This is a genomic window from Ensifer sp. Root31 (assembly GCF_001424825.1).
Classification (GTDB): Bacteria; Pseudomonadota; Alphaproteobacteria; order Rhizobiales; family Rhizobiaceae; genus Ensifer; species Ensifer canadensis.
In genome coordinates this window covers 24,306-48,339 of sequence record NZ_LMCO01000030.1, presented here as the reverse complement: position 1 = coordinate 48,339, position 24,034 = coordinate 24,306, and the positions used below count along the sequence as shown (strand labels likewise).

At 61.4% G+C, this 24,034-nt stretch carries 21 protein-coding genes and 1 tRNA gene; 13 read left to right on the top strand and 9 right to left on the bottom strand.

What is annotated here, in order from left to right; all coding sequences use genetic code 11:
* Positions 1–164: 164 nt before the first annotated feature.
* Entirely contained in the window at positions 165–1,346 is a 1,182-nt protein-coding gene (locus tag ASD00_RS23895) for a GGDEF domain-containing protein (RefSeq protein WP_057209414.1), read from the top strand.
* Between the two features lie 280 nt (positions 1,347–1,626).
* The gene (locus ASD00_RS23890; protein WP_025426984.1) at positions 1,627–2,631 is read left to right on the top strand and encodes a GlxA family transcriptional regulator; all 1,005 of its coding nucleotides are present in this window, start codon (positions 1,627–1,629) and stop codon (positions 2,629–2,631) included.
* 75 nt (positions 2,632–2,706) lie between these two features.
* Here the strand turns inward: ASD00_RS23890 and ASD00_RS23885 are convergent, their stop codons facing one another.
* A complete protein-coding gene (locus tag ASD00_RS23885) occupies positions 2,707–2,961 on the bottom strand; it encodes a YMGG-like glycine zipper-containing protein (RefSeq protein ID WP_025426985.1) in 255 nt (84 codons plus the stop codon).
* A gap of 500 nt (positions 2,962–3,461) precedes the next feature.
* Positions 3,462–3,537, bottom strand: a tRNA-Lys gene (locus ASD00_RS23880).
* Between the two features lie 191 nt (positions 3,538–3,728).
* Here ASD00_RS23880 and ASD00_RS23875 point away from each other — a divergent pair.
* Positions 3,729–4,475: a cytochrome c biogenesis CcdA family protein gene (locus tag ASD00_RS23875; RefSeq protein WP_025426986.1), complete on the top strand. Its 747-nt coding sequence runs from the start codon at positions 3,729–3,731 to the stop codon at positions 4,473–4,475.
* A 213-nt stretch (positions 4,476–4,688) separates the two neighbouring features.
* Complete coding sequence (locus ASD00_RS23870; protein ID WP_025426987.1) at positions 4,689–5,651, top strand: AEC family transporter; 963 nt, start codon at positions 4,689–4,691, stop codon at positions 5,649–5,651.
* Here ASD00_RS23870 and ASD00_RS23865 read toward each other — a convergent pair.
* A complete protein-coding gene (locus ASD00_RS23865) occupies positions 5,619–6,830 on the bottom strand; it encodes a UbiH/UbiF family hydroxylase (protein ID WP_025426988.1) in 1,212 nt (403 codons plus the stop codon). The genes ASD00_RS23870 and ASD00_RS23865 overlap by 33 nt on opposite strands.
* 279 nt (positions 6,831–7,109) lie before the next feature.
* Between ASD00_RS23865 and pcsA the strand changes: the two genes are divergently transcribed.
* The 8 genes from pcsA (at position 7,110) to ASD00_RS23825 (ending at position 16,105) form a co-directional block, all read left to right on the top strand.
* A complete protein-coding gene (pcsA, locus tag ASD00_RS23860) occupies positions 7,110–7,835 on the top strand; it encodes a phosphatidylcholine synthase (RefSeq protein ID WP_025426989.1) in 726 nt (241 codons plus the stop codon).
* 10 nt (positions 7,836–7,845) lie between these two features.
* A complete protein-coding gene (locus ASD00_RS23855; RefSeq protein WP_025426990.1) occupies positions 7,846–8,823 on the top strand; it encodes a quinone oxidoreductase in 978 nt (325 codons plus the stop codon).
* A 49-nt stretch (positions 8,824–8,872) separates the two neighbouring features.
* Positions 8,873–10,447 carry an ABC transporter ATP-binding protein gene (locus tag ASD00_RS23850; RefSeq protein ID WP_057209410.1) on the top strand — a complete coding sequence of 525 codons (1,575 nt, stop codon included), beginning with the start codon at positions 8,873–8,875 and terminating at the stop codon, positions 10,445–10,447.
* Positions 10,437–11,531 carry an ABC transporter permease gene (locus ASD00_RS23845; RefSeq protein ID WP_057209407.1) on the top strand — a complete coding sequence of 365 codons (1,095 nt, stop codon included), beginning with the start codon at positions 10,437–10,439 and terminating at the stop codon, positions 11,529–11,531. Before ASD00_RS23850 ends, ASD00_RS23845 begins: the two co-directional genes overlap by 11 nt.
* The gene (locus tag ASD00_RS23840) at positions 11,531–12,451 is read left to right on the top strand and encodes an ABC transporter permease (RefSeq protein ID WP_025426993.1); all 921 of its coding nucleotides are present in this window, start codon (positions 11,531–11,533) and stop codon (positions 12,449–12,451) included. Before ASD00_RS23845 ends, ASD00_RS23840 begins: the two co-directional genes overlap by 1 nt.
* Positions 12,452–12,499: 48 nt before the next feature.
* Positions 12,500–13,570 (top strand): BMP family ABC transporter substrate-binding protein, encoded by a 1,071-nt coding sequence (locus ASD00_RS23835; protein WP_025426994.1) that lies wholly within the window; start codon positions 12,500–12,502, stop codon positions 13,568–13,570.
* Between the two features lie 318 nt (positions 13,571–13,888).
* Positions 13,889–14,635 carry a FadR/GntR family transcriptional regulator gene (locus ASD00_RS23830; protein ID WP_025426995.1) on the top strand — a complete coding sequence of 249 codons (747 nt, stop codon included), beginning with the start codon at positions 13,889–13,891 and terminating at the stop codon, positions 14,633–14,635.
* A gap of 177 nt (positions 14,636–14,812) precedes the next feature.
* A complete protein-coding gene (locus tag ASD00_RS23825; RefSeq protein ID WP_025426996.1) occupies positions 14,813–16,105 on the top strand; it encodes a hemolysin family protein in 1,293 nt (430 codons plus the stop codon).
* Between the two features lie 428 nt (positions 16,106–16,533).
* On the opposite strand, the gene glp is transcribed toward ASD00_RS23825, so the two are convergent.
* The 6 genes from glp to ASD00_RS23795 are packed head-to-tail and all read right to left on the bottom strand — an operon-like array spanning position 16,534 to position 22,362.
* Positions 16,534–17,745, bottom strand: coding sequence for a gephyrin-like molybdotransferase Glp (glp, locus tag ASD00_RS23820; protein WP_057209404.1), 1,212 nt, complete (start codon positions 17,743–17,745; stop codon positions 16,534–16,536).
* Between the two features lie 6 nt (positions 17,746–17,751).
* Positions 17,752–18,240: a cyclic pyranopterin monophosphate synthase MoaC gene (gene moaC, locus ASD00_RS23815; RefSeq protein ID WP_025426997.1), complete on the bottom strand. Its 489-nt coding sequence runs from the start codon at positions 18,238–18,240 to the stop codon at positions 17,752–17,754.
* The gene (trpC, locus tag ASD00_RS23810) at positions 18,240–19,055 is read right to left on the bottom strand and encodes an indole-3-glycerol phosphate synthase TrpC (RefSeq protein ID WP_025426998.1); all 816 of its coding nucleotides are present in this window, start codon (positions 19,053–19,055) and stop codon (positions 18,240–18,242) included. Before trpC ends, moaC begins: the two co-directional genes overlap by 1 nt.
* A gap of 31 nt (positions 19,056–19,086) precedes the next feature.
* Positions 19,087–20,100 (bottom strand): anthranilate phosphoribosyltransferase, encoded by a 1,014-nt coding sequence (gene trpD, locus ASD00_RS23805; RefSeq protein WP_025426999.1) that lies wholly within the window; start codon positions 20,098–20,100, stop codon positions 19,087–19,089.
* Positions 20,101–20,119: 19 nt separating this feature from the next.
* The gene (locus ASD00_RS23800) at positions 20,120–22,012 is read right to left on the bottom strand and encodes a peptidylprolyl isomerase (RefSeq protein WP_025427000.1); all 1,893 of its coding nucleotides are present in this window, start codon (positions 22,010–22,012) and stop codon (positions 20,120–20,122) included.
* A 53-nt stretch (positions 22,013–22,065) separates the two neighbouring features.
* Positions 22,066–22,362 carry a hypothetical protein gene (locus ASD00_RS23795; protein ID WP_057209401.1) on the bottom strand — a complete coding sequence of 99 codons (297 nt, stop codon included), beginning with the start codon at positions 22,360–22,362 and terminating at the stop codon, positions 22,066–22,068.
* A gap of 23 nt (positions 22,363–22,385) precedes the next feature.
* On the opposite strand from ASD00_RS23795, the gene ASD00_RS23790 reads away from it, so the two are divergent.
* A complete protein-coding gene (locus ASD00_RS23790; protein ID WP_025427002.1) occupies positions 22,386–24,032 on the top strand; it encodes a Na/Pi cotransporter family protein in 1,647 nt (548 codons plus the stop codon).
* Positions 24,033–24,034: the final 2 nt, after the last annotated feature.

The following is a 24,034-nucleotide window of genomic DNA, read 5'->3' as shown; positions in this document are numbered from 1 at the left end:
CGTTGACCGACACGGGAGGCCAAATGTGATGCGATGAGAGGGCGCCTTGGCGGCCAATATGCCGGAATTTCAGGCTCTGGTGCCGATTTCTCATTTTCATTTAGTACTCCCTAAACTCCATGCGATAGAGGCGCAGCGACAAACAAACACGCCGAGCCGGATCGATGACCGCCCAACTTGACCTCGCAACTGTGCTGCTGCTTCACAAATCGTCGTTTCTGGTCGGTGCGTTGTGCTTTCTTTATCTCCGGTGGCAGTCACCCCGGAACGAGGGGCTCGGCATTCTGGCAGCCGGGTTTCTTTTTCTCGCTCTGGCCTCGACGCTCTCAGGGTATGGCGAGCAGAAGCTGCTACCCGCTATTCTATGGACGCTTTCCAGTTTTACACTTGGTCTTGGCGGCTACGCCCTGTTCTGGATCGGTTTGCGCCGGCTGAGCGGCCAAAGGCGCCACCGGGCGGATTGGTTGGCGCTTGCCATTCCTTTGACCGGCGCGATTGCCGGCCTGATCACGCACTTCCACGTCATCAATTCTATACGCGCAAGTGCATTCAATACCGGTGCCTTCCTGTTTCTCGCCGCGTCCGCCTTTGCAGTCGTCGCAGATCGGAAAAGCGAGCCGCTGCCGGTCAGGACCATCTTCGCGGCTTCACTCGCAATCGGCGCCACGCTCTGCCTTGCCGTCGTGGTTGGCCTGCTCAAGCCGGATATCCTGCCGATCACCACGACCTACGCCTTCTTCCTGCTGATCATCAGCCACTTCGCCATTGCGCTCTTTGCACTGGTGCTGGTCAAGGAGCGGGCGGAGGCGGCATTGCGGCGAACGGCCGACACGGACATGCTGACCGGTGTGGGAAACCGTCGGTGGTTCCTGTCGCAACTGCCGCGTTTCGGCTGGAAGGGCGACGCCCTTGCAGTCATGGATCTCGATTTCTTCAAACGCATCAATGATCGCTACGGCCATCAGGCGGGCGACCAGGTGCTGATCGCCTTTGCCGAACTGGTGCGGGCAAACCTGCGCGCGACCGATTGTTTCGCAAGGCTCGGCGGCGAGGAGTTCGGGCTCTACCTTCCGAAAACGAACGAGGTGCAGGCGCGAGCGATCGTCGAGCGGTTGCGGCTTGCCACCGAACAATTGCACATCCATTGCGACGGCCAGCGCATTGCCGTCAGTGTCAGCATCGGGTTTGTCGTCGGACAGGATGCGAAAAGCAGCTGGGAAGAGCTCTTCAGTATGGCAGATGCCGCACTCTATCAGGCCAAGGATGCTGGCCGTAACTGCATAGTCGCCTATGCCCCGCCACCGGCTTCGTTCGCAATTGGCATACCAATCGCACGGACAGGTTGAGTTTGACGCGAGGCAGTCGATGATCCGGCTGTCCGCCCTTGCGCGTCGCTATTTCGGGAGCCGGCACATCGCTGGCCTTTTGTCTCCTTAAGAACCTTGGATAAAAAAACGGGCCGGTCGGATCTAGGTCCGGCCGGCCCGTTCCGGCAATATCGCGGAAAGGGGAACGTCTCTGCGCGGGGCTGCAGCACCGCGCGAAGGGAGATCGATTGCCACCTGATAATGCCTGAATGCGGTCCGCCCAATTGACATTTTACGCCAGAAATTTGACATTTCTCGCATGTCTGGCACTGAGAAAATACAATCTATGATCGATGTCGTGGTGGTCGTGCTGCCGGAATCGTCGATCATGTCGCTGGCCTCCGTGCTGGATCCGATGCGCGCTGCCAACCGCGTCTCGGGCCGCCAGGTCTTTCGTTGGCGGTTGCTTTCGGCCGACGGTGAGCCGGTCATCCTGACATGCGGTATACCGATCGCGGTCGACGGCACGTTCTCGCTGCCGCTTGAAGGCGATGTCCTGCTGGCGATCGGTGGCTTCAATCTCGATCGGCATGTCGGGCGCCGGTTCATCGCCACGCTTCAGGAATGCGCCCGCCATTTTGGCATCGTGGCCGGCATCGAATCGGGCTGCTGGCTGCTCGGCCGCAGCGGTCTGCTCAACGGCCGCAAGGCAACCGCCCACTGGGAGGAGCTGGAGGATTTCAGCCAGGCATTTCCAGCATTGACGGTGCTGGGGGATCGGTTCGTCACCGATGGAAAGTTCTGGACCTCCGGTGGTGCGTCACCGACCTTCGACATGATGCTGCACCTCATCACCCAGCGCCTCGGCTCGGCGCTGGCGCTCGATGTCGCCAGCATCTTCGTCTACGACCAGACCCACAGCGCGACGGACATCCAGCCCGTGGTGTCTCTCGGGCGGATCGAGACCCGCGATCCCGGTTTGGCTGAGGCGATCCGCCTGATGGAGCGAACGCTCGAACGGCCGCTGACGGTGTCGGCGCTTGCACGCCGGCTGTCCATTTCGCAGCGGAAGCTGGAACTGCTGTTTACAAAGGGATTATCGACCAGCCCCGGCGCCTATTACCTGCGCCTGCGCCTGCAGGTGGCGCATCGACTGGTGCGCGATTCGGGCAGCCCGATCCGCGAGATCGCGCTGCGCTGTGGCTTCGACAGCCTGTCGGCTTTTTCCCGCGCCTATAGCCGCGAATATGGGACGAGCCCGCTGAAGATGCGTAGCAGGCACCGCGGCGCGGGTGCGACGTCGGAAGGTGGCGAGGGGATCTGAAGGTTGTGAGCGCACCGAACCTTTGCCAGCCATTATTATGTTTGGCGGTCGCGCTATCGGACGCCTGGGCTGCTGCTATTGGCAGCGTGCTTCGAAGCGGCGGCCATAGCGATCCCGATAGATACAATAGCCGTCACGCTCCCGGGAACGACCAATCAGGTTGCCCATAATGCCGCCGGCCACAGCGCCGATAGCCGCGCCGCCCCAGCTGTCGCTCACCACGCCTCCGATGATTGCGCCGGTTCCTGCACCGATTGCAGTCCCTCGCTCTGTCTGAGTGCAGGACGCGAGGGTACCAATCATTCCAACCGCAATGACAAGCTTTCTCATGCTTTCATCCCTTTGCTCGATATCAACCCGGGGCCTGGTGCACGTCTTTGCATCCACGGCGTGAGGTTCAGCATCTACGCAATGCTTGCAATTGTCGATAGTGCCGATTCTCAAAGGCGGCCGGCGCGCTGCTTGGCCTCTCATCCGCGCGGCCGCTGGGAAAGCTCCAACCACGCCGGCAAGAAAGTTGCATTTCTGACCAATGCACCGATCCCGCCTGTCGGCGGACGTACAGCCAGTTCAGAAGATCCACGAGGTTGTCGACTTTCCTGCCCGCTACCGAATGCCAATGGCTGGCACGGTCACCACCTGCGTCTGTACAAGCAGCGCCGGCCGGTACGGTGACCTGTGTTTCTGGCGAAGCATTCCCATATCTTAGCAACGCGGAAGGCAAGGGCGTTCCAGTTAGGGCACGGCGATTTTGAGGGATTTCGATGTACGGTGGCGACTCACTAAGGAGCAGCGATCAAGTGATTTTTAGCTAAGCGCTTGAATTTAAGTGGTGAGCGCGCAGGGATTCGAACCCTGGACCTACTGATTAAAAGTCAGTTGCTCTACCGGCTGAGCTACGCGCTCCCTGGCCGCGGCGGTGAAGCCCGGCGGAAGTGGGCGGACATATGCACTTGAGCTTCCCGCCGGTCAACCCAAAAATTACGGCTTTCGTGAAGAAATGGTGCATGGCGCAATGATCGCCAAAAGGTGATTGGTATCGTCACGGTCATGCGGCTAAGGAATGGCCCAAATACCGCATGCCGGAGTTCTTGCCGTTGTCGATTGCCGATATTTCGATCTGGACCGCCATTCTCGCTGGCGCTCTGTCCTTTCTTTCGCCCTGTGTTCTGCCGCTTGTCCCGCCCTATCTCTGCTATATGGCCGGGGTGTCGGTCGACCAGTTCCGCAGCGGCGAGGTGGTTTCTGCCCGCAGCACCCGGCGCGCCGTTCTGCCGGCGGCGCTTCTGTTTACGCTCGGCTTTGCGACCGTGTTCGTGTCGCTCGGTGCCGGCGCATCCTCGATCGGCCTGCTGTTGCGCCAGCACATGGATCTCCTGTCGCGTATCGGCGGCGTGGTGATCATCATCATGGGCCTGCATTTCCTTGGCGTGTTCAAGATCGGCCTGCTTGCCCGCGAGGCGCGGTTTCAAGGCGGCGGCAAGCCGGCGACGCTGTCGGGCGCCTATATCATGGGCCTTGCCTTCGCCTTTGGCTGGACGCCGTGTATTGGTCCGGTGCTCGGCACGATTCTCGGCGTTGCAGCTGCGCGCGATACGGTCACGGACGGCGCCATGCTTCTGGCCGTCTATTCGCTCGGGCTTGCGATCCCGTTCTGGATCGCCGCCGGTTTTTCCGGTGCGTTCATGCGCTTTCTCCTGCGGTTCCGTCGCCATCTCGGTCTCGTCGAAAAGCTGATGGGCGCGCTTCTGGTGCTGGCCGGCCTTGCCTTCCTCTTCGGCTTCATCAGCTCCGTCGCCATCTGGTTCCAGCAGACCTTCCCGATTCTGATGAAAATCGGCTAGGTCATCAGCGGGTCAATGGACGGGGTTGGCCCTAGCCAAGTGCGCCTCAACCTATTGGAATCGATCGGGTTGATGATATTGGGTTGAACAGGCCCGATTGCGTGAGGGGCGTGTGCATCGTGCCCAACGCGTGGGTACCGCGACAGCGACCGGGTTATGAGCGGGGATTACGTGCCCGCTCAATGTGTCGCATGAGCATGGTCGGGGAGAGGCATGACGGAAATTGCTGGCCTGGTATTGCCGTTCTTCGGGTTGATCTTTCTCGGCTATCTCACCGCCCGCTTCGTCGAGCATCCAGGCGAAGCGATGGGGTGGCTGAACACCTTCATCATCTATCTCGCCTTGCCGGCGCTGTTCTTCAAGCTGGTGTCGCGAACGCCGATCGAGCAACTGACACGAGCAGATTTTATCCTGACGAGCGTCGGTGCGACCTATGTGGTCTTTTCGCTGATCTTCATCATCGGGCTCTACGTCCGGCGCAATACCGTTGGCGAAGCGACGATCCAGGGTTTTGCCGCGGCCTATGGCAATATCGGCTATATGGGGCCGGGCCTCGCCTTGCTGGCGCTGGGTGACGCGGCGGCGGTGCCGGTCGCACTGATTTTCTGCTTCGAGAATGCGGCGCACTTTACCGTGGCGCCGGCGATGATGGCGCTTTCCGGTGGGCGAAAGGAAAAGCCTGCGGTTCTGGCCCTTGGCATCGCCCGCAAGATCATCCTGCATCCGTTCATTCTGTCGACCCTTGCCGGCGTCATCGCGGCGTTTTTCGCGGTCCAGCCTCCGCTGCCGGCGCAGCGGTTGATCGACTATCTGGCGCAGGCCGCCGCTCCTTGCGCGTTGTTTGCGATGGGTGTGACGCTGGCGCTCCGGCCGATCAAACGCATCCCGGTCGAGATCGGCTATATCGTGCCGGCCAAGCTTATCCTGCATCCGGTGCTGGTGTTCACGGCGCTCGGCCTGACGGGCAACTATGATCCGGTGTGGGTGCAGACGGCCGTGCTGCTGGCGGCGCTGCCGACAGCGACCAATGTCTTTGTCATCGGCCACCAATATGGCGTCTGGCAGGAGCGGGCCTCTGCGACGATCCTGATCACGACGCTGCTTTCGGTCGCAACCGTGACCGGGCTGCTCTATCTGATCCGCTCAGGCGCTCTTCCGGCCGATCTTTTCCCGTAAGCTGTCCTTCAACGCGTGAAACGCGCTGCCGGGGTGCACGCCTTCGCGCATCAGCAGGCTGCGCAGCGGTCCGGCAGCCGAGAGGATGTGCAGGCCGACGGCGCGCAGCGCCTGAACCGGCAGGAAACTCGACAGCAGCGATCGGTTCAACAGATCGACGCTCGCCGTGCGGCTAACGATATCGAGGCGGCGCCGACTGTCGAACCGGTCGCCGATGTCGCCCGCGAGATTGTCGTCCGTCTTTGCGCCGATCAGATCGACCAGCGTCATCGCGTCGCGAAGGCTCAAGTTGAGACCCTGGGCGCCGATTGGCGGAAAGGCGTGCGCCGCTTCGCCGACGAGCGCGACCCGGCCCTTGCCGAAGCGATGAGCGCTCATGCCCGACAGCGGGAAGGACTGTGGGCTGCCTTCGACCGTGACCTTGCCGAGGATCGACTGCATCCGGTCTTCGACGGCGCGCGAGAGTGCGGCGAGATCGAGCGCCAGCGTGGCTGCGGCATCGTCGGGCTTGCGCACCCAGACGAGGCTCGAGCGGTTGCCGGGCAGGGGCACCTGGGTGAAGGGCCCGCTCTCGGTGTGAAACTCCGTCGAGGTGTCCTGGTGGGAAAGCTCGTGCGAAAAGTTGAGGACGACGGCCGTCTGCGGATAGGACCAGGTGCTGACCGAAATCTTGGCGGCTTCCCGCACCGGCGACCGACGGCCGTCGGCACCGACGACCAGATCGGCGGTGATGTCGCGCCCGTCATCGAGCGAGATCCGCACCTTGTCGCCGGAGAGGTCGAAATCGGACGCTGACATCGTCATGCGATCGAGCGTCTCCGTCTCGGATGCCCGCTCCCGCAGAATGTCGAGGAAGGGGGCGTTCGGAATGTTGTAGCCGAAGGCCGCAAGGCCGACTTCCGACGCGCGGAAGTTCACTGTCGGCGCGCGCAGCAGGCGGTTTGTCCCATCCAGAATGCGCATCGTTGATAGCGGCGCCGTCAGCGGCTGCACCTTCTCCCAGAGGTTCAATTTCTTCAGATAGTCGATCGACTGGTCCATCAACGCGGTCGTCCGTCCGTCTGATGATGCCGGTTCCGGTCCGATCAGCGCGACGCGGTAGCCGCTCTCCGCGAGAGCGATCGCTGCCAGAGAACCCGCGAGGCCAGCGCCGACGACGGCGATGTCGTAATGATCCATGATGGAAAGAACCCTTTCGCTCGCGCCATCAAGCGCCTGCTGCTTTCATCTCATCTTACTTCTAGTCTTGGGCAGAGGCGAAATAAATGGGTTGAATCAGCGCAGAAGCAATTTGAAAGTGTCCACAGAACAATCTTCGCCGGACAAAGTCGTGCTTGAATTTTGCTGGCGATGCGTTGCAAAGGGTGCATATTACGCGCAATGCGCCGCCACAGCGGTTGAGGCAGAGAGTAAAACTCTGTCTGGGGAAATGCAGAAGGGGATAGGCGGCGTCCGCAGATGAAGTTTTTCAACTACAAACGAGTCCCCTACGCCGAGATCCGCGCCTTCTCCGTGCACATATTGACCGCCTCCGGGTCATTCCTCGCTTTTCTTGGCGTCGTCGCCGCGGCCGAACACCGCTTCGTCGATATGTTCTGGTGGCTCGGCCTGGCCTTGCTGGTGGATGGCATCGATGGTCCGATCGCCCGCAAGGTGCGGGTCAAGGAAGTGCTTCCCAATTGGTCGGGCGACACGCTCGACAACGTCATCGACTATGTGACTTACGTGCTCCTGCCGGCGTTTGCGCTCTACCAGAGCGGCATGATCGGCGAGCCATGGTCCTTCGTTGCGGCCGGCGCCATCGTTGTCTCAAGCGCGATCTACTATGCCGACATGGGCATGAAGACCGACGAATACTTTTTCTCGGGCTTTCCCGTCGTCTGGAACATGGTCGTCTTTACGCTGTTCGTCATCCAGGCGAGCGAGCTGACCGCCTCGATCGTCGTCTTCGTATCGGTAGTGTTGACCTTCCTGCCGATCAACTTCCTGCATCCGGTGCGCGTCCAGCGGTTAAGACCGCTCAACCTCGGTGTCTTTTTCCTCTGGTCGGCGCTCAGCATGTACGCCCTGCTTCTGCATTTCGTGACACCGGCCTGGGTGGTGACCGGTGTTCTTGCAACAGGCATCTATCTCTACGTGATTGGTTTCGTCCTGCAGATCCTCCCCAAGCTCGGCCGGACCTAGGAGCTCTTCGATGGCACAGGCAATTGTCGTACGCGAACTCGGTGGACCTGAAGTCCTGAAGCTGGAGGGCGTTACGCTCTCGCCGCCGGGGCCGGGTGAGGTGCAGATCCGCCAGGTGGCTGTCGGGTTGAATTTCATCGACGTCTATTTCCGCACCGGGCTCTACAAGTCCGCCTCGGGCCTGCCCTTTGTCCCGGGCAAGGAAGGTGCGGGGATCGTGACGGCTGTCGGTGATGGCGTCAGCCTCTTCGGTGTTGGCGACCGGGTGGCCTACGCCTCGTCGGATGGCGCCTATGCCAGCGAGCGAAACGTCGAAGCCTCGCAACTGGTCAAGGTGCCGGACGGCATCTCGCTTGAGACGGCGGCGGCGATGATGCTGAAAGGTATGACCGCGCAATATCTGCTCAATCAGACATTCCAGGTTGGGCCTGAAACGACGCTGCTCTTCCATGCTGCTGCCGGCGGCGTCGGCTTGATTGCCGGCCAATGGGCAAAGGCTCTGGGTGCAACCGTCATTGGTACGGCCGGATCGCAGGACAAGATCGATCTGGCGCTTGCCCATGGCTATGACCACGTCATCAACTACCGCACGGACGATTTCGTTGCCCGGGTCAAGGAACTGACCGACGGCAAGGGTGTTGATGTCGTTTATGATTCGGTCGGCAAGGACACCTATCCGGCCTCGCTCGATTGCCTGAAATCGCGCGGCCTCTGGGTGAGCTTCGGCAATTCGTCCGGTCCTGTCGATGCCTTCAGCATCGGCATTCTGGCACAGAAGGGTTCGCTGTTTGCGACGCGTCCGACACTCTTCGGGTATGTGCAGACGCGGCCTGCGCTTGAAGCGTGTGCAAATTCCCTCTTTGATATTGTGCAAAGCAACAAAGTGCGTATCAATATCAATCAGACTTATCCGCTTGCCGACGCCGGTCGCGCGCATACGGATCTTGAGACAAGAAAAACGAGTGGAACAACACTGCTGATTCCTTGATCGAAGCCTTAAGGCGGACGGGGATCGACAGAGGGGAAAAGAGGGCAGCGTGCCTGTTGAGGGAGCAACTGCGAACGGTCCGTTGTTGACTGTGAGCAACCTGACGAAATTGTTTGGCTCGTTTGCGGCCTGCAATGAAATCAACCTGCAGATAGACCAGGGCGAAATCCACGCCCTTCTCGGCGAAAACGGTGCCGGAAAATCGACGCTGGTGAAAATGCTGTTCGGCGTTCTCGCGCCGACGGTAGGCGAGATCGTGTGGCAAGGGCGCAGCGTGCGCATCGCCAGCCCGGCCGCGGCCCGCAAGCTCGGCATCGGCATGGTTTTCCAGCACTTTTCGCTGTTCGAGGCGCTGACGGTAGCGGAAAACATAGCGCTGTCGATGGACGGCAACATTTCGCTGGCCGAGGTCGCGGAGGAAGCTTCACGCCTGTCGCACGCCTATGGCCTGCCGCTCGATCCGAAGGCGCATGTGGCCGACCTTTCCGTCGGCGAACGCCAGCGCATCGAGATCGTCCGCGCCCTCTTGCAGAACCCGCGTCTGATCATTCTTGACGAACCGACATCGGTGCTGACGCCGCAGGAGGCCGATCGACTGTTCGAGACGCTCAACAAGCTCAAGGCGGAGGGACGTTCGGTTCTCTATATCAGCCACCGGCTGGAGGAAGTGCAGCGCATCTGCGACCGCGCCACCGTGCTGCGCCACGGCAAGGTCACGGGCGCCTGTGACCCCAAGGTGGAAACGCCGGCGTCGCTGGCGCGTATGATGGTCGGAAGCGACGTTGCGGCGGTGACCGCCGAGGGCACCAGCACCAAGGGCGAGGTGCAGCTGGAAGCGCGCCACCTTTCCGTTTCCGCACGCACGCCGTTTGCCGTTTCGCTGAAGAACATCTGTCTCAAGGTGCGTGCCGGCGAAGTGCTGGCGATCGCCGGTGTGGCCGGCAACGGCCAGGGCGAACTCTTCGACGCGCTGTCCGGCGAGTATCCGGTTGCAGACGATGCTGCGGTGCAGATCAGGCAAAGGCCGGTCGGCAACAGGAACATCAACGCGCGACGGCTGATGGGCGCCGGCTTCGTTCCGGAAGAGCGCCATGGCCACGCTGCGGTTTCGGCGATGCCGCTCTCGGACAATCTCGTGCTGGCCAGAAGCCGGTCCGACGCCAGGGCCTTCCTCGGCGGCGGCTTTCTCAAGATCATCCGCCGGGACGCGGTGACCACGGCGACCAAGCGCATCTCCGAAGCGATGGACGTGCGCAAGAGCGGGGAAGATCCTCCGGCCGGATCGCTTTCCGGCGGAAATTTGCAGAAATTCATCGTCGGTCGCGAGCTCGACCGCCAGCCCGCCGTCCTGGTCGTCAACCAGCCGACCTGGGGCGTCGACGCGGGCGCTGCGAGCCGGATCCGTCAAGCGCTTGTCGATCTCGCCAAGGCGGGCTCCGCGGTGCTGGTGATCAGCCAGGACCTTGACGAGATCTTCGAGGTGGCGACCGAGATCGCGGTGATCAGTGAAGGACGGCTTTCCGATCCATATCCGGCGCGCGAGCTTTCGCGCGAGAAGATCGGCCTGCTGATGGGTGGCATGTACGGCAAGACGGAAGACACGGGGGCTGTGCATGCGCATTGAACTGGAAAAGCGCGCCAAGATATCGGCGCTGTTCTCGATCCTGTCCCCATTCATCGCCTTTCTACTGACGATCATCTTCGGCGGCATCATGTTTGCACTACTGGGCAAGAACCCGGTCATGGCGCTCTACAGCTTCTTCGTCGAGCCGCTGAGCGAGGTCTGGTCGCTGCACGAACTGGCGATCAAGGCCGCGCCGCTGATCCTGATCGCCGTCGGCCTTTCGGTCTGTTTCCGCTCGAACAACTGGAACATCGGCGCCGAGGGGCAGTTCATCATGGGAGCGATCGCCGGCTCGATCCTGCCGGTGGTGTTTTACGAGTGGCAGTCGCCGCTCGTGCTGCCGCTGATGATGCTGATGGGCATGCTCGGTGGCGCGCTGTTTGCCGCCATTCCCGCCTTCCTCAAGGCGCACATGAACACCAACGAGATCCTGACGAGCTTGATGCTGGTCTACGTCGCCCAGCTCTTTCTCGACTGGATCGTGCGCGGCCCCTGGCGCAATCCGCAGGGCATGAACTTCCCGGAGACGCGCAGCTTTGCGGCTGACGCCATCCTGCCGGAACTGATCGCGTCGGGGCGCACCCACTGGGGTTTTGCCTTCGCCATCATCGCGGCGATCCTCGTCTGGTTCATGATGCGTTATACGCTGAAGGGCTTCGAGATCGCGGTTCTCGGTCAGTCGGAGCGGGCAGGACGCTTTGCCGGTTTCTCGTCGCGGCGGATGATCTGGTTTTCGATGCTGCTCTCGGGTGCGCTTGCCGGTCTGGCCGGGATCTCCGAGGTCAGCGGCGCGATCCAGCAGCTGCGCCCGGTGATTTCGCCCGGCTATGGCTTCACCGCAATCATCGTCGCGTTTCTCGGGCGGCTCAATCCGCTCGGCATCATCGCCGCCGGCCTCGTTCTGGCGCTGACCTATCTCGGCGGCGAAGCGGCGCAGCTCTCGATTGGCGTGTCGGACAAGGTCACGCGCGTCTTCCAGGGCCTGCTGCTGTTCTTCGTGCTCTCCTGCGACACGCTCATTCATTATCGCATCCGGCTGGTCTGGTATCGGTTTGCCGAGACAAACACGGACGGGAGCCGTTGATGGGGATCGTCGAAGCCATACTGTTGAGCGTCATCACCGCCGCAACACCGCTTGTCATTGCCGCCCTCGGCGAACTGGTGACGGAGCGCTCTGGCGTGCTCAATCTCGGTGTTGAGGGCATGCTGGTCATGGGCGCCGTCTGCGCCTTTGCCGCAACCCGGATCACCGGGTCGCCCTACCTCGGGATTCTGGCCGGGGTCGTCTGCGGCGCTGTGTTCTCACAGCTCTTCGCATTCCTGACGTTGACGCTGGTTGCCAACCAGGTGGCGACCGGCCTGGCGTTGACGCTGCTTGGTCTTGGCGTTTCCGGTATGCTCGGAGAGAGCTTTCTCGGCATGCAGGGCATCAAGCTGCAACCCATCGTCATCCCGGTGCTGGCTGATATTCCGGTCCTCGGGCCGCTGTTGTTCCGGCAGGACATCATCTTCTATCTGTCGATTGCCCTGGTCGCGGGCGTTCACTGGTTCCTGTTCAGGAGCCGCGCGGGTTTGAAGCTGCGCGCGGTCGGCGACAGCCATGCCTCCGCCCATGCCCTTGGCGTCAACGTCATCAGGACGCGCTATCTCGCGGTGATGTTCGGCGGTGCCTGCGCGGGCCTTGCCGGCGCGCAGTTGTCGCTGGTCTACACTCCGCAATGGGTGGAAAACATGTCTGCCGGCCGTGGCTGGATCGCGCTTGCGCTGGTGGTGTTTTCGTCCTGGCGTCCGTGGCGTCTCGTTGCCGGCGGCTATCTGTTCGGTGCCGTTTCCATCAGCCAGCTTCATGCGCAGGCCTTCGGCATCGGCATTCCGTCGCAATTCCTGTCGTCGCTTCCCTATCTCGCGACGATCGTCGTGCTCATCCTCATTTCACATAACCGGCGCACGACCCTGATCAATACGCCGGCATCGCTCGGTAAGCCGTTTGTGCCAGATCGGTGACAATAACAACCCAGACGGACGTTTCTCAAACCGACAGAGGTCAAGAAAATGAAAAAACTACTGCTCGCTCTCGCAAGTACCGCTGCCGTCATCGGCTTTGCCAGCGCCGCTGCCGCTCAGGACAAGGCGAAGGTCTGCTTCGTCTATGTCGGTTCCAAGACCGACGGCGGCTGGACCCAGGCACACGATATCGGTCGCCTGGAACTGGAAAAGAAGCTCGGTGACAAGATCGAGACGCAATTCCTCGAAAGTGTGCCGGAAGGCCCGGATGCCGAGCGCGCGATCGAGCGCATGGCACGTTCCGGCTGCGGCCTGATTTTCACGACGTCCTTCGGCTTTATGGATGCGACGATCAAGATCGCCCAGAAGTTCCCGGACGTGAAGTTCGAGCACGCCACCGGCTACAAGACCGCCCCGAATGTGGCGACCTATAACAGCCGCTTCTACGAGGGCCGCTACATCCAGGGCGTGATCGCTGCCAAGATGTCCGAGAAGGGGGTTGCCGGTTACATCGCCTCGTTCCCGATCCCCGAAGTGGTGATGGGCATCAACGCTTTCGTCGTCGGCGCGCGCTCGGTCAACCCGGACTTCAAGATCAAGGTCGTATGGGCCAACACCTGGTTTGACCCGGGCAAGGAAGCCGATGCCGCCAAGGCGCTCGTCGACCAGGGCGTCGATATCCTGACCCAGCACACCGATACGACGGCGCCGATGCAGGTGGCCGCAGAACGCGGCATCAAGGCCTTTGGCCAGGCATCCGACATGATCGCTGCCGGCCCGAAGACCCAGCTGACCGCGATCGTCGACACCTGGGGCGCCTACTACATCAAGCGCACCGAGGCTTTCCTCGACGGCAAATGGGAAACAACGTCGAGCTGGGACGGCCTGAAGGACGGCATCCTGACTATGGCGCCCTACACCAACATGCCTGACGACGTGAAGAAGCTGGCCGAAGAAGCGGAAGCCAAGATCAAGTCGGGCGAGCTGAAGCCGTTCACCGGTCCGCTGAAGAAGCAGGATGGCAGCGAGTGGCTGGCCGCAGGCGCATCGTCGGATGACGGCACACTGCTCGGCATGAACTTCTACGTCGAAGGCGTCGACGACCAGCTGCCGAAGTAAGCACAACGGAAGAACGCAGAAAATGTTCAAACCCCGCCGTTACGGCGGGGTTTGTCGTTATCGATATATTGGGCCGAGGCTTGGTGGCGCATTATTGCGGCATGACCCAATCAGCCGAGATTGATGCAATCAACGGTCGTGCGGGCCGGTTTCAGCCATAGTGCAGCTTGGCTGCATTTCGTGTAATGCTTGAGGAATCGGTTGGCCATTCCTGGGCCTGCTCATCCTGTTCGTGGGGATGGGTGGACCGGCGAGATATGGCATTTTGAGGCGCTGCATTTGGCGCTGTCAGGCAAGGGAGTGCCTGGAGGAGGTGGGTTGAACAGGAGCTTGCTGGAGACTGTCCTTTCCGGGACGCGGAAGCGCACCAGTCATGCGCATGTGGTCGACCAGCTTGGCAAGGCGATCGTTTCAGGCGAGTTCCCGATCGGGTCGATCCTGCCCGGCGATCCGGAGCTTGCAGCGCGCTTTAAGGTGTCGCGCACGGTTCTTCGCGAAGCGATGAAGACGCTTGCCGCAAAGGGTCTGGTCGTGCCACGGGCTCGCATTGGCACGCGCGTCACGCCCAGAAATGATTGGAACCTCTTCGACAACGACATCCTGACCTGGCATTTTGAATGTGGTGTGGACGAGGAGTTCCTCTACCACCTCTCCGAAGTGCGTCTCGCCTTCGAGCCGCACGCTGCGGCTCTTGCTGCGCGCAACGCTTCTGAGGCCGAGATCAGCCGCATGATGCGCCTCGCGGTCGCCATGGGTGAGGCCGGCCATACTGCCGAGAGCCTCGCCTTTGCCGATCTGAAATTCCATCTGTCGATTGCGGAAGCTTCGGGCAACCCGTTCATGCGGACGGTCGGTGGGCTGATCGAGGCGGCGCTGGTCGGCATTTTCAAACTGAGTTCACCCGTCGAAGAAAAGGGCGGCGTCGACGAGGTCGCCCGCAATCACATCCGCATCGTCGAGGAAATCGGCAGGCGCGACGAAGCGGGCGCGCGCGCAGCGATGGAAAATGTCATCAAGATCGGGCGCGAGCGCGTGCGCGGCGCCCTCAGGTCGGGCGAAAACTGAGCCACCTTCGTCGGACGTGTCCGAGTTTCGGTCCGCTCTCGCCTCGCGAAATACGGGCGAAGCGCATTTGGTGACACGGATTTCGAGAACTGCGCTTGCTCGGATCGCCTGCTGGCCTTATCTGGTGAACGGTCGCTCTCGATTGGGCGACTTTTCGTCAACGGTGACTTGGAGACCATGTCCGAATTTTTTGTCATTTTCGTCCTGCTTTTGATCAACGCATTTTTTGCTCTTTCGGAAATGGCAATCGTCTCGGCAAGCAAGCCATTGCTTCGCCAGATGGCAAGACAGGGAAATCTCCGCGCCGAAGCGGCACTGAAGCTGGCGGAAGACCCCGGCAAGTTTCTTTCCACCGTTCAGGTTGGCATCACGCTGGTCGGCACGCTCGCCGGCGCCTATGGTGGCGCGACGATCGCGGCCAAGTTCGCCCCCTTCTTCGACAGCATCGCCTGGATCAGCCCCTACGGTCATCCGGTGGCGGTGGCGATCGTGGTAACGCTCATCACCTTCCTCTCCGTCGTTATCGGCGAGTTGATCCCCAAGCAGCTGGCGTTGAAGAACTCCGAGGGCTTCGCGATGTTCGTGGCGCGGCCGATGACGCTTCTTTCGCGCATCGTGGCGCCGGTCGTCTATCTCTTCGAGACCTCGGCCGCGTTGATGATGCGGCTGCTGGGCATACGTCCGGATGATCCGGACCATGTTACCGAAGAGGAAGTGCACGCGATCATGGCGGAAGGCGTCGAGAGCGGCGCGATCGAAAAGTCGGAGCACGAGATGCTTCGTCGCATCATCCGCCTCGGTGACCGCAACGTGAAATCGATCATGACGCATCGTACCGAAATGAGCTTCATCGATATCAACGACAGCCTGGAGACCATCGGCGAGAAGATCCGCCAATACGGCCACTCCCGTTATCCCGTGGTCGACGGGCCGAGCGGCGATGTGCTTGGCGCGGTTCTGGCGAAGGAAATCCTCAATGCCCCGACGTCCGTTCCGCTCGACGTTCGCAAGTATGTGCGCGAGATCCATACCTTGCCGGAAACCGCGTCCTGCCTGAAGGCGCTCGATGCTTTCAAGTCGTCGAGTATCAACATGGCGATGATCGTCGACGAATACGGCAGCACCGAAGGCATCATCACCATCGCCGATATTCTAGAGGCGATCGTCGGCGTGCTGCCGTCGAACTATGACGATCTCGAGCACGCACTGATCCGCCAGCGCGAGGATGGAACCTACCTGGTCGACGGACGCACGCCGATCGATGAGATCCACCTGACCATCGGTATCGAAGGCATCGATGCCGACGGAAATTTTGAAACGATCGCGGGCTTTCTCGTTCAGCAGTTGCGCAAGACGCCGGAAGAGGGCGACATCGCGATCGCCCACGGTTACCGTTTCGAGGTCATCGATATGGATTCCCGCCGCATCGACAAGATCCTCGTCAGCCGTTGCGAGAACACTGCCGCCTGAAACCTTGCTGGGGACGCGACGCTGCCTACAGGGCCGCGCGTCTTACTAGGCGCGCAAAGGTCGCTGTAGCACTTTGAATTGCGTCATGTTTTATCCTTAAATCGAATACGATTTAGGAAACATGCAGTAGGCGTCGCTGATCGCCCCCTCTGCCACCGTCGCAGCAGCAACGATGATCGTTCCGGAAAGCAAATAACCGTAGAAAAGCAAAAGGTCGGGCAATACCCGACCTTTCCCTCAAATCATCACGGCGCCTGCTAGTACATCCGTAGTCATCCGCCTTGAGCGATGATTGAATGATCCTGTTATTAATGGGTCTCCATGTCGGGCATATGACAATGGAACAGCAAATATTCTTTGTTTCTGCTGACGCCGGGTCCGGTCGACCAAAAGGGGTGCCTGTTTTATCCCGATGATTTCGCCGGAAGCTATCTGAGCCGGACGATTTCGCAGGGTGTACCGGCGGGCGCCTCTTCAGCGTTCGGCGCGCGAACGATCAGACAATCGGACTGCGCGAACACCTTCATCATCGACGAGTCCTGCCGCGGGAAGGGGTGGGCGACGAGCGAACCGTCCGCATCGCTCGAAAGCCGTGCACGCACATAATCCTGGCGCTTGTCGTTGGCAGGCAGCGGCGAGGCGAGGCAGGCCGTCGTCAGCCGATCTCTATCAGGTAGTCTCGCCAGTTTGCGGACCAGCGGCTCAAGGAACAAGAGTGCACAGACGAGGCTCGATACAGGATTGCCAGGCAGGCCGAGCACCGCCATGTCGCCGAGCTGTCCGACCATGAGTGGTTTTCCGGGCCGCATGGCGATCCGCCAGAAATCGAGCGTCATCCCGCTCGCAAGCAATGTCGACTGCACAAGGTCATGATCGCCGACCGAGGCGCCACCGAGCGTCACGAGCACATCGGCTCTCGCTGCCCTTGCACGCTCGACGGCCGCCGAGATCGCCTGGCGGTTGTCCGGGACGATGCCGAGGTCGAGGATGTCGGCACCGTTGTCACGCGCAATGGCAGCAACACCGAATGTGTTGGAGGCAATGATCTGGTCAGCACCGGGTATGCTTCCGGGTGTCAGCAGTTCATCGCCGGTTGCAAGGATCGCGACCGTCGGTTTCTTGAACACTGGCAGCACCGCATGGTTCATGCCGGCGGCGACCGTCAGGCGACCGGCATCCAGAACGTCTCCCGCGCGCAGCACCGTTTCGCCGGCTGCAAAATCCTGGCCGGAAAGTCTGATATGCCGCCCTTTGCCCGGCGCGAACGAGGTGCGGATCTTGTTGTCGGCAAGCCGTTCGGTGTCTTCTTGGATGATGACGGTATCGGCGCCCGCGGGAAGCGGGGCTCCGGTAAAGATGCGGACAGCCTGCCCGGACTTTACCTCGCCATCGAAGCCATGCCCGGCCGCGGACTGGCCGATGACCGTAAGTTCGGCACCGATGGCGTGGACATCCTCATGGCGAACCGCATAGCCATCCATCGCTGAATTGTCGAAGGCGGGATGGGTGACGCGTGCAGTTACATCTTGCGCCAGCACACGGTCGAGGCCTTCATGCAGGCTCACATGTTCGATTGCGTGGCGGGGTCTGGCGCTGCCGAGGATCCTGTTGAGCGCGTCTTCAACGGAAAGCAACGACATCGTCGGTCAGTCTCCCTGGCGCCGATAATCGCCGGAGCGTCCACCGGATTTGCTGACGAGCTGGATGCCGCCGATTTCCATTTCTCGATCCGCAGCCTTCGCCATGTCGTAGATCGTCAGGCAGGCGATGCTGACGGCCGTCAGCGCTTCCATCTCGACGCCGGTCTTGCCGGTCAGTTTGGCAAGCGCTTCGACCCGCAAGCCCGGCAATGCTGGATCGGGTGTGATGTCGACCGACACCTTGGTCAGCATCAACGGATGACAAAGGGGGATCAGATTCGACGTCTGCTTGGCGGCCATGATGCCGGCCAGCCGCGCCGTACCGATAACGTCGCCCTTCTTGGCATCGCCCTCCAGGATCAGCGCAAGTGTCTCCGGACGCATGCGGACATGACCCTCCGCAGTGGCGATGCGGACGGTTTCGGTCTTGGCGCCGACGTCGACCATGTTCGCTTCGCCGCTGTTGTCGAGATGCGTGAGTGTGGTCTTGCCCATCACTCGGCCGCCAGCACGCTTTCGGAGCCGGTGAGGAGCACACGTGTTGCCGTCTCGACATCGCTCTTGCGCATCAGGCTCTCGCCGACCAGGAAAGTGGTGATGCCGCTCCTTTCCAGACGCTGGCAATCGTCATGGGTAAAGATACCGCTCTCGCCGACGAGCAGCCGATCAGACGGAACCATCGACGCCAGTTGCTCGGATACGGCGAGATCGACGTCGAATGTTCTCAGGTTGCGATTGTTGATGCCAACAAGTGGCGAGGCAAGCTTGAGCGCCCGCTCCATCTCTTCAGCGTCATGCACTTCGATCAGTACATCCATTCCGAGAGAAAAGGCAGAATCTTCCAGACGCCGGGCATCGTCGTCGCTGAGCGATGCCATGATCAGCAGGATGCAGTCTGCACCCCAGGCGCGGGCCTCGAACACCTGGTAGGTGTCGAACATGAAGTCCTTGCGCAAAGCCGGAAGCACGCAGGCTGCGCGGGCCGCCTCAAGAAACGCCGGCGCGCCCTGGAAGCTCGGTCCATCCGTCAGCACGGAAAGACAGGCCGCACCGCCGGCCTCGTAGGCCTTGGCCAGCGCCGGTGGATCGAAGTCGGGTCGAATCAGGCCTTTCGACGGGCTCGCCTTCTTGATCTCGGCGATCAGGCCGAAGCGGCCTTGCTGTTGGCGCGCTGCCAACGCCGCATGGAAACCGCGCGGAGCGGATTGATCGGCGATGCGAGCCTTCAGCTCATCGATTGACGTTTGCGATTTGGCCGCAGCGATCTCGTCGCGCTTGTAGGCTTCGATCTTGCGCAGGATATCGGTCATGGCGCGGTTCCTTGTCTCAAGCAGCGTTGTCTCAGGCAGCGTTCGAAACGCTGATCAGGCGCTGCAGTGCCGCCTTGGCGCCACCGCTGGAAAGCGACTGGCGGGCGAGCGTCATGCCCTGACCAAGATCTGCGGCCTTGCCGGCAATCATCAGCGATGCAGCCGCATTGGCAAGCGAAATGTCCCGGTAGGCGTTTTCTGCACCGTCGAGGACGGCCAAGAGCGCAACGGCATTGTGTGCGCCATCGCCGCCCTTCAGGGCGTCGAGGGTGACCGTTGGCAGGCCGAAATCTTCAGGCGTCAAGGTGAAAGCGGTGATCTTGCCGTTATCGAGAGCGGCGACCTGCGTCGTGCCGGTCGTCGTGATCTCGTCGAGGCCTTCGCCATGCACGACCCAGACATTCTCGGAGCCGAGGTCGCGCAATACTTCCGCCAGCGGCTGGACCCACTGCGGTGCGTAGACGCCGACAAGTTGCCGCTTGACGCCGGCAGGATTGGATAGCGGGCCGAGCAGGTTGAAGATCGTGCGGGTGCCGAGCTCGACACGCGTCGGGCCGACGTGGCGCATGGCGGAATGGTGCTGCTGGGCGAACATGAAGCCGACACCGGCTTCCCTGATGCAGCGTGAAATCGCCTCGGGGCCGATATCGAGCTTGACGCCGAGGCAGGACAGGGCATCGGCCGTGCCGGACTTGGAGCTCAGCGCACGGTTGCCATGCTTGGCGACCGGGACACCCGCGCCCGCAACGATCAGCGAGGCGAGTGTCGAGATATTGTAGGTACCGGCGCCATCACCGCCGGTCCCGACGATGTCGACAGCATCGGCCGGCGCGTCGACGGGGAGCATGCGGCCGCGCATGGCGGCAACGGCGCCGACGATCTCGTCGACAGTTTCGCCACGGACGCGCAGGGCCATCAGGAAGCCGCCGATCTGCGATGGCGTGGCCGCACCCGACATGATGATCTCGAAAGCCGCTCGTGCGTCTTCGCGGTTGAGAGCCTCGCCGGCGGCGACTTTGGCGACGAACGGTTTCAGATCACTCATCGGTTGCTTTCCTTGCCGCTTATCTCTGTGCCAAAGCCGTTTCGGCAAGCGTCTGATTGATCGAAACACCGTAGGCCGACTGCAGGGTCGATACCATTTGGTCGAGAATGTCGTCGCCGCTGGCACGGGCCATGGCCTGGATCTGACGGCTGTCGTCTTCCAGGGCATCGGTCGGGCCGTTGTTCTCGATCGAGGTGACCCGCAGCAGGATCTGACCATCGCCACCGATACCGGCGGCATTGGCGACGTGGCCGTCCGGGCCGCTGAAGGCAGCAGCGACGGCGGCCGGGCTCAGCGCCGCATCAGACGTCGACCGGGTCAATCCCGTCTTTGTTTCGACGGCAAGGCCAAGCTCGGTTGCGATATCGGCGAGCGTCGCGCCTTTTTCGATCCGCTGCTTCAGTTCGGTCGCCTTGGTGGCGAGAGCCGTGCGCTGCTGTTCTGCAGTCCAGTCTGCGGCGACTTCGTCACGTGCTTCGTCGAGCGTGCGGTCGCGAGCCGGAACCACTTCGTCGAGGTCGAACCAGACGTAGCCGTCGCGGCCGATGTTAACAGGCAGGGTTTCTCCGCCTACTTCAGCCTTGAAGGCGTCCGGCAGCAGAGCCTTCGGCTCCGGCAGGCCGGCGACTTCATCGCCATTCATGTCCTTGCCGGTCGCATCGATGCCGTCGACGGTCGCGACCTTCAGCTTGAGCAGTTCGGCGATGTCCTTGAGCGAAGCACCGGTCGCGCGCTCGTCCTCGATCTTGTCATGAAGGCCGATGATCTCGTTCTGCGCGTTGGAGAGGGCAATCTCCTTGCGGAGTTCTTCCTTGACCTCGTCGAAGCTGCGAACCGTCTCCGGGCGGATGTTCGTCACGCGCAGGATCACCGGTCCGAAGGCACCATCGATAACGGGCGACGTGCCGCCATCGGCAGCAATCGCAAACGCGGCTTCGCCGATCTTTGCGTCCGGAGCGCTTGCGGTGGTGAAGTCACCCAGCAGAACGTCGGCAGACGTCTTGCCTTCGGCTTTCACGATGTCGTCGTAGGACGTGCCGGCTGCGAGCTTGGCTGCCGCGGCGTCTGCCGCCTCACGCGAGGAGAAGGCGAGCTGTTCGATCGTGCGCGTCGCCTCGGTGCGGAAGCTGTCCTTGCGCTTGTCGTAGTCGGCACGAACGTCCGCATCGACCACCGCCGTCGCATCGGCAAGATCCTCGGGTGCAAGCTTCAGGTAGGTGATCTTGCGGTATTCCGGCGCGCGGTAGTTTGCCTTGCGGCTGTCGTACCAGGGGGCGAGAACGTCGTCGCCCGGTGCCTTTACCGGATCGATGTTGGCGTTCGACAGCAGGACGTAGTCGATCGAGCGCTTTTCGTGGCGATAGGAGCCGATCGCGTCGCTCAGCACCTTTGGCGCGATATAACCGTCAGACAGGGCATCGACGATCTGCGAGCGCACGGCGACCTGGCTGCGGTTGTTGATGTAATCCTGTTCGCGAAGGCCGGCATTGCGCAGCACGCTCGAGAACGTCAGGCGGTCGAACTGACCGTTGACGCTGTGGAAAGCCGGGTCTTCGGCGATGAGCTTGGCCAGCCGGTCTTCCGAAAGGCCAAGGTTCATATCGCCGGCTAGCTGATCGAGGGCAGCACCCGCGACGAGCTGGGAATAAACCTGCTGCTCGATGCCGAATGCCTTGGCCTGCTGCGGCGTCAGGCGCGTGCCGAGCTGGCGGGAAACGAGCGCAAGTTGGCGCTCGTAGGCGAGCCGGAAGTCCGGAGCCTTGACCTTGACGTCACCGACGACGACCACGGCATCCGACTGGTTCGCGATCATCGATGTCGATGCGCCCCACACCATGAAAGACAGCACGAGAATGACGAGCAGGCCTTTGACGACCCAGGTCTGGGCGGCTTTTCTCAGGAATTCGAGCATGGGGCAGAAACCTCGTTGCAGTGCGGTGGCTGTGAGCCAAACGAGTTCGTTCCTTAAAACAAACGAAACAGGAAATGAAGGGCGCAATGCCGCAAATTGCGCGCCAGCCGAAGATCGCGGGCAATCATGTGATTCGCAGGGACTTCGGGCCGCTGACGAATTTGAGAGCCGAGATCGCTGTCTGCGACGTCGATGGCCATCGACGGGAAGACGTTGCTGACAAAACGGATGTCGGATTTATTAGCCGGCAACAGAAATTTGACCGAAAAAACGACGAATTTGCCGGTGTTGGATTGAGATCGAAAACACTTAGGAACTATGGTTGCGCGTATCGGGGCGAGGCGATTCATGCGGCCCTGCGGAAAGACATGCCATGCAATCGACAATCGTGATGGTCAACCTGTTCGGAGCGGTAGCACTGCTGCTGTTCGGCCTTTCCCTGGTCAAGGAAGGGGTCACGCGCGCCTTCGGGGCGAAGCTGCGGGCTGGCCTCGCACAGGGAACGAGCGGCCCGACCCGATCGTTCCTGACCGGTCTCGTCGCCACGATTGCTCTGCAAAGCTCGACTGCGACGGCATTGATGACCTCATCCTTCGTGGAAAAGGGGCTCATTCGCTCGCGCATGGCGCAGATCGTGTTGCTTGGCGCCAATGTCGGCACGGCGATCACCGCCTGGATCGTCGCCACCGGCATCGAATGGCTGTCGCCGATGATCATTCTGGTGGGCGTCGTGCTGCATCGCGTCAGCCGCTCGAACGCCCGGCAGGGTCTTGGTGCGGCCTTTGTCGGGATTGGCCTGATGTTGCTGTCGCTGCATCTGCTTGGCCTGGCGACCGAGCCGATGCGCGAATCCGAGGCGCTGGCCGCGTTTCTCGGCATGCTCGATAGCGCCTGGCCTGTGGCATTGATCATCTCCGCGGGCCTTGCCTTCGCCTCGTCCTCCAGCCTTGCCGTGGTGATGCTGGTGCTTTCCCTTTCTACGGCCGGCATTCTCTCCGTCGGCTTGACGGTTGCGCTGGTGCTCGGCGCCAATCTTGGCGGGGCGATCCCGCCTGTCATGGCGACGCTGTCTTCGGCGCCGTCAGCACGACGGGTCACGCTCGGCAATCTCGTGGTCCGCGCCATCGGATGTCTGATCGCGCTGCCTCTGACCGGTGTCAGCGTCGAGCTCTTGCAAAGCCTGCCTTTGCCGAAGCAGAACCTGCCGGTGGACATCCACCTGGCATTCAATCTAGCCGTGGCGATCCTTGCCTGGCCGTTTGCCGGCCTGCTGTCGCGGCTGATGATCCGCTTCATCCCCGATAACGAAACGGACGAAACCGGGCCGCGCTACCTCGACGAGAACGTGCTCCATACGCCGGTCATGGCGCTTTCAGGCGCGACGCGTGAAGTGCTGCGGGTCGGCGACCTGATCGAGATGATGCTGATCCGCGCCCAGACCGCCTTCAACAACAACGATCTGTCCGAGATCCGCGATGTCGGCAAGTTCGAAAAGCAGGTCGATCTGCTGCAGCAGGAAGTGAAGATTTTCCTATCGCGCCTGGGGCGCGATGGCCTGAGCCCGGAAGATGGCCGCCGCTCGATCGTTATCATCGACTACGCCATCAACCTCGAGCATATGGGCGATATCATCGAGAAGGGGCTCTGTGAGCAAATCGGCAAGAAGGTCAACAACGGCCTGAAATTCTCCGAGGACGGCTATCAGGAGCTGAAGAGCCTCTTCAACCTGACGATCGACAATCTCAGGGTTGCTCAGACCATTTTCGTCACCCGCAACGCCGATCTCGCCCGGCAATTGATCGAGGTAAAGGTCAATGTCCGCCACATGGAGAAGCGGTCGGCCGAACGGCATATCGAGCGGCTGCGGGACGGACTGCTGGAAAGTCTTCAGACCAGCTCGCTGCATCTCGACATGCTGCGTGATTTGAAGCGCATCAACGCCCATATAGCCTCGGTCGCCTATCCCATCCTGGAGGAAAGCGGGCTTCTGACCGAGAGCAGACTGAGGCCGCAGGCGTGATC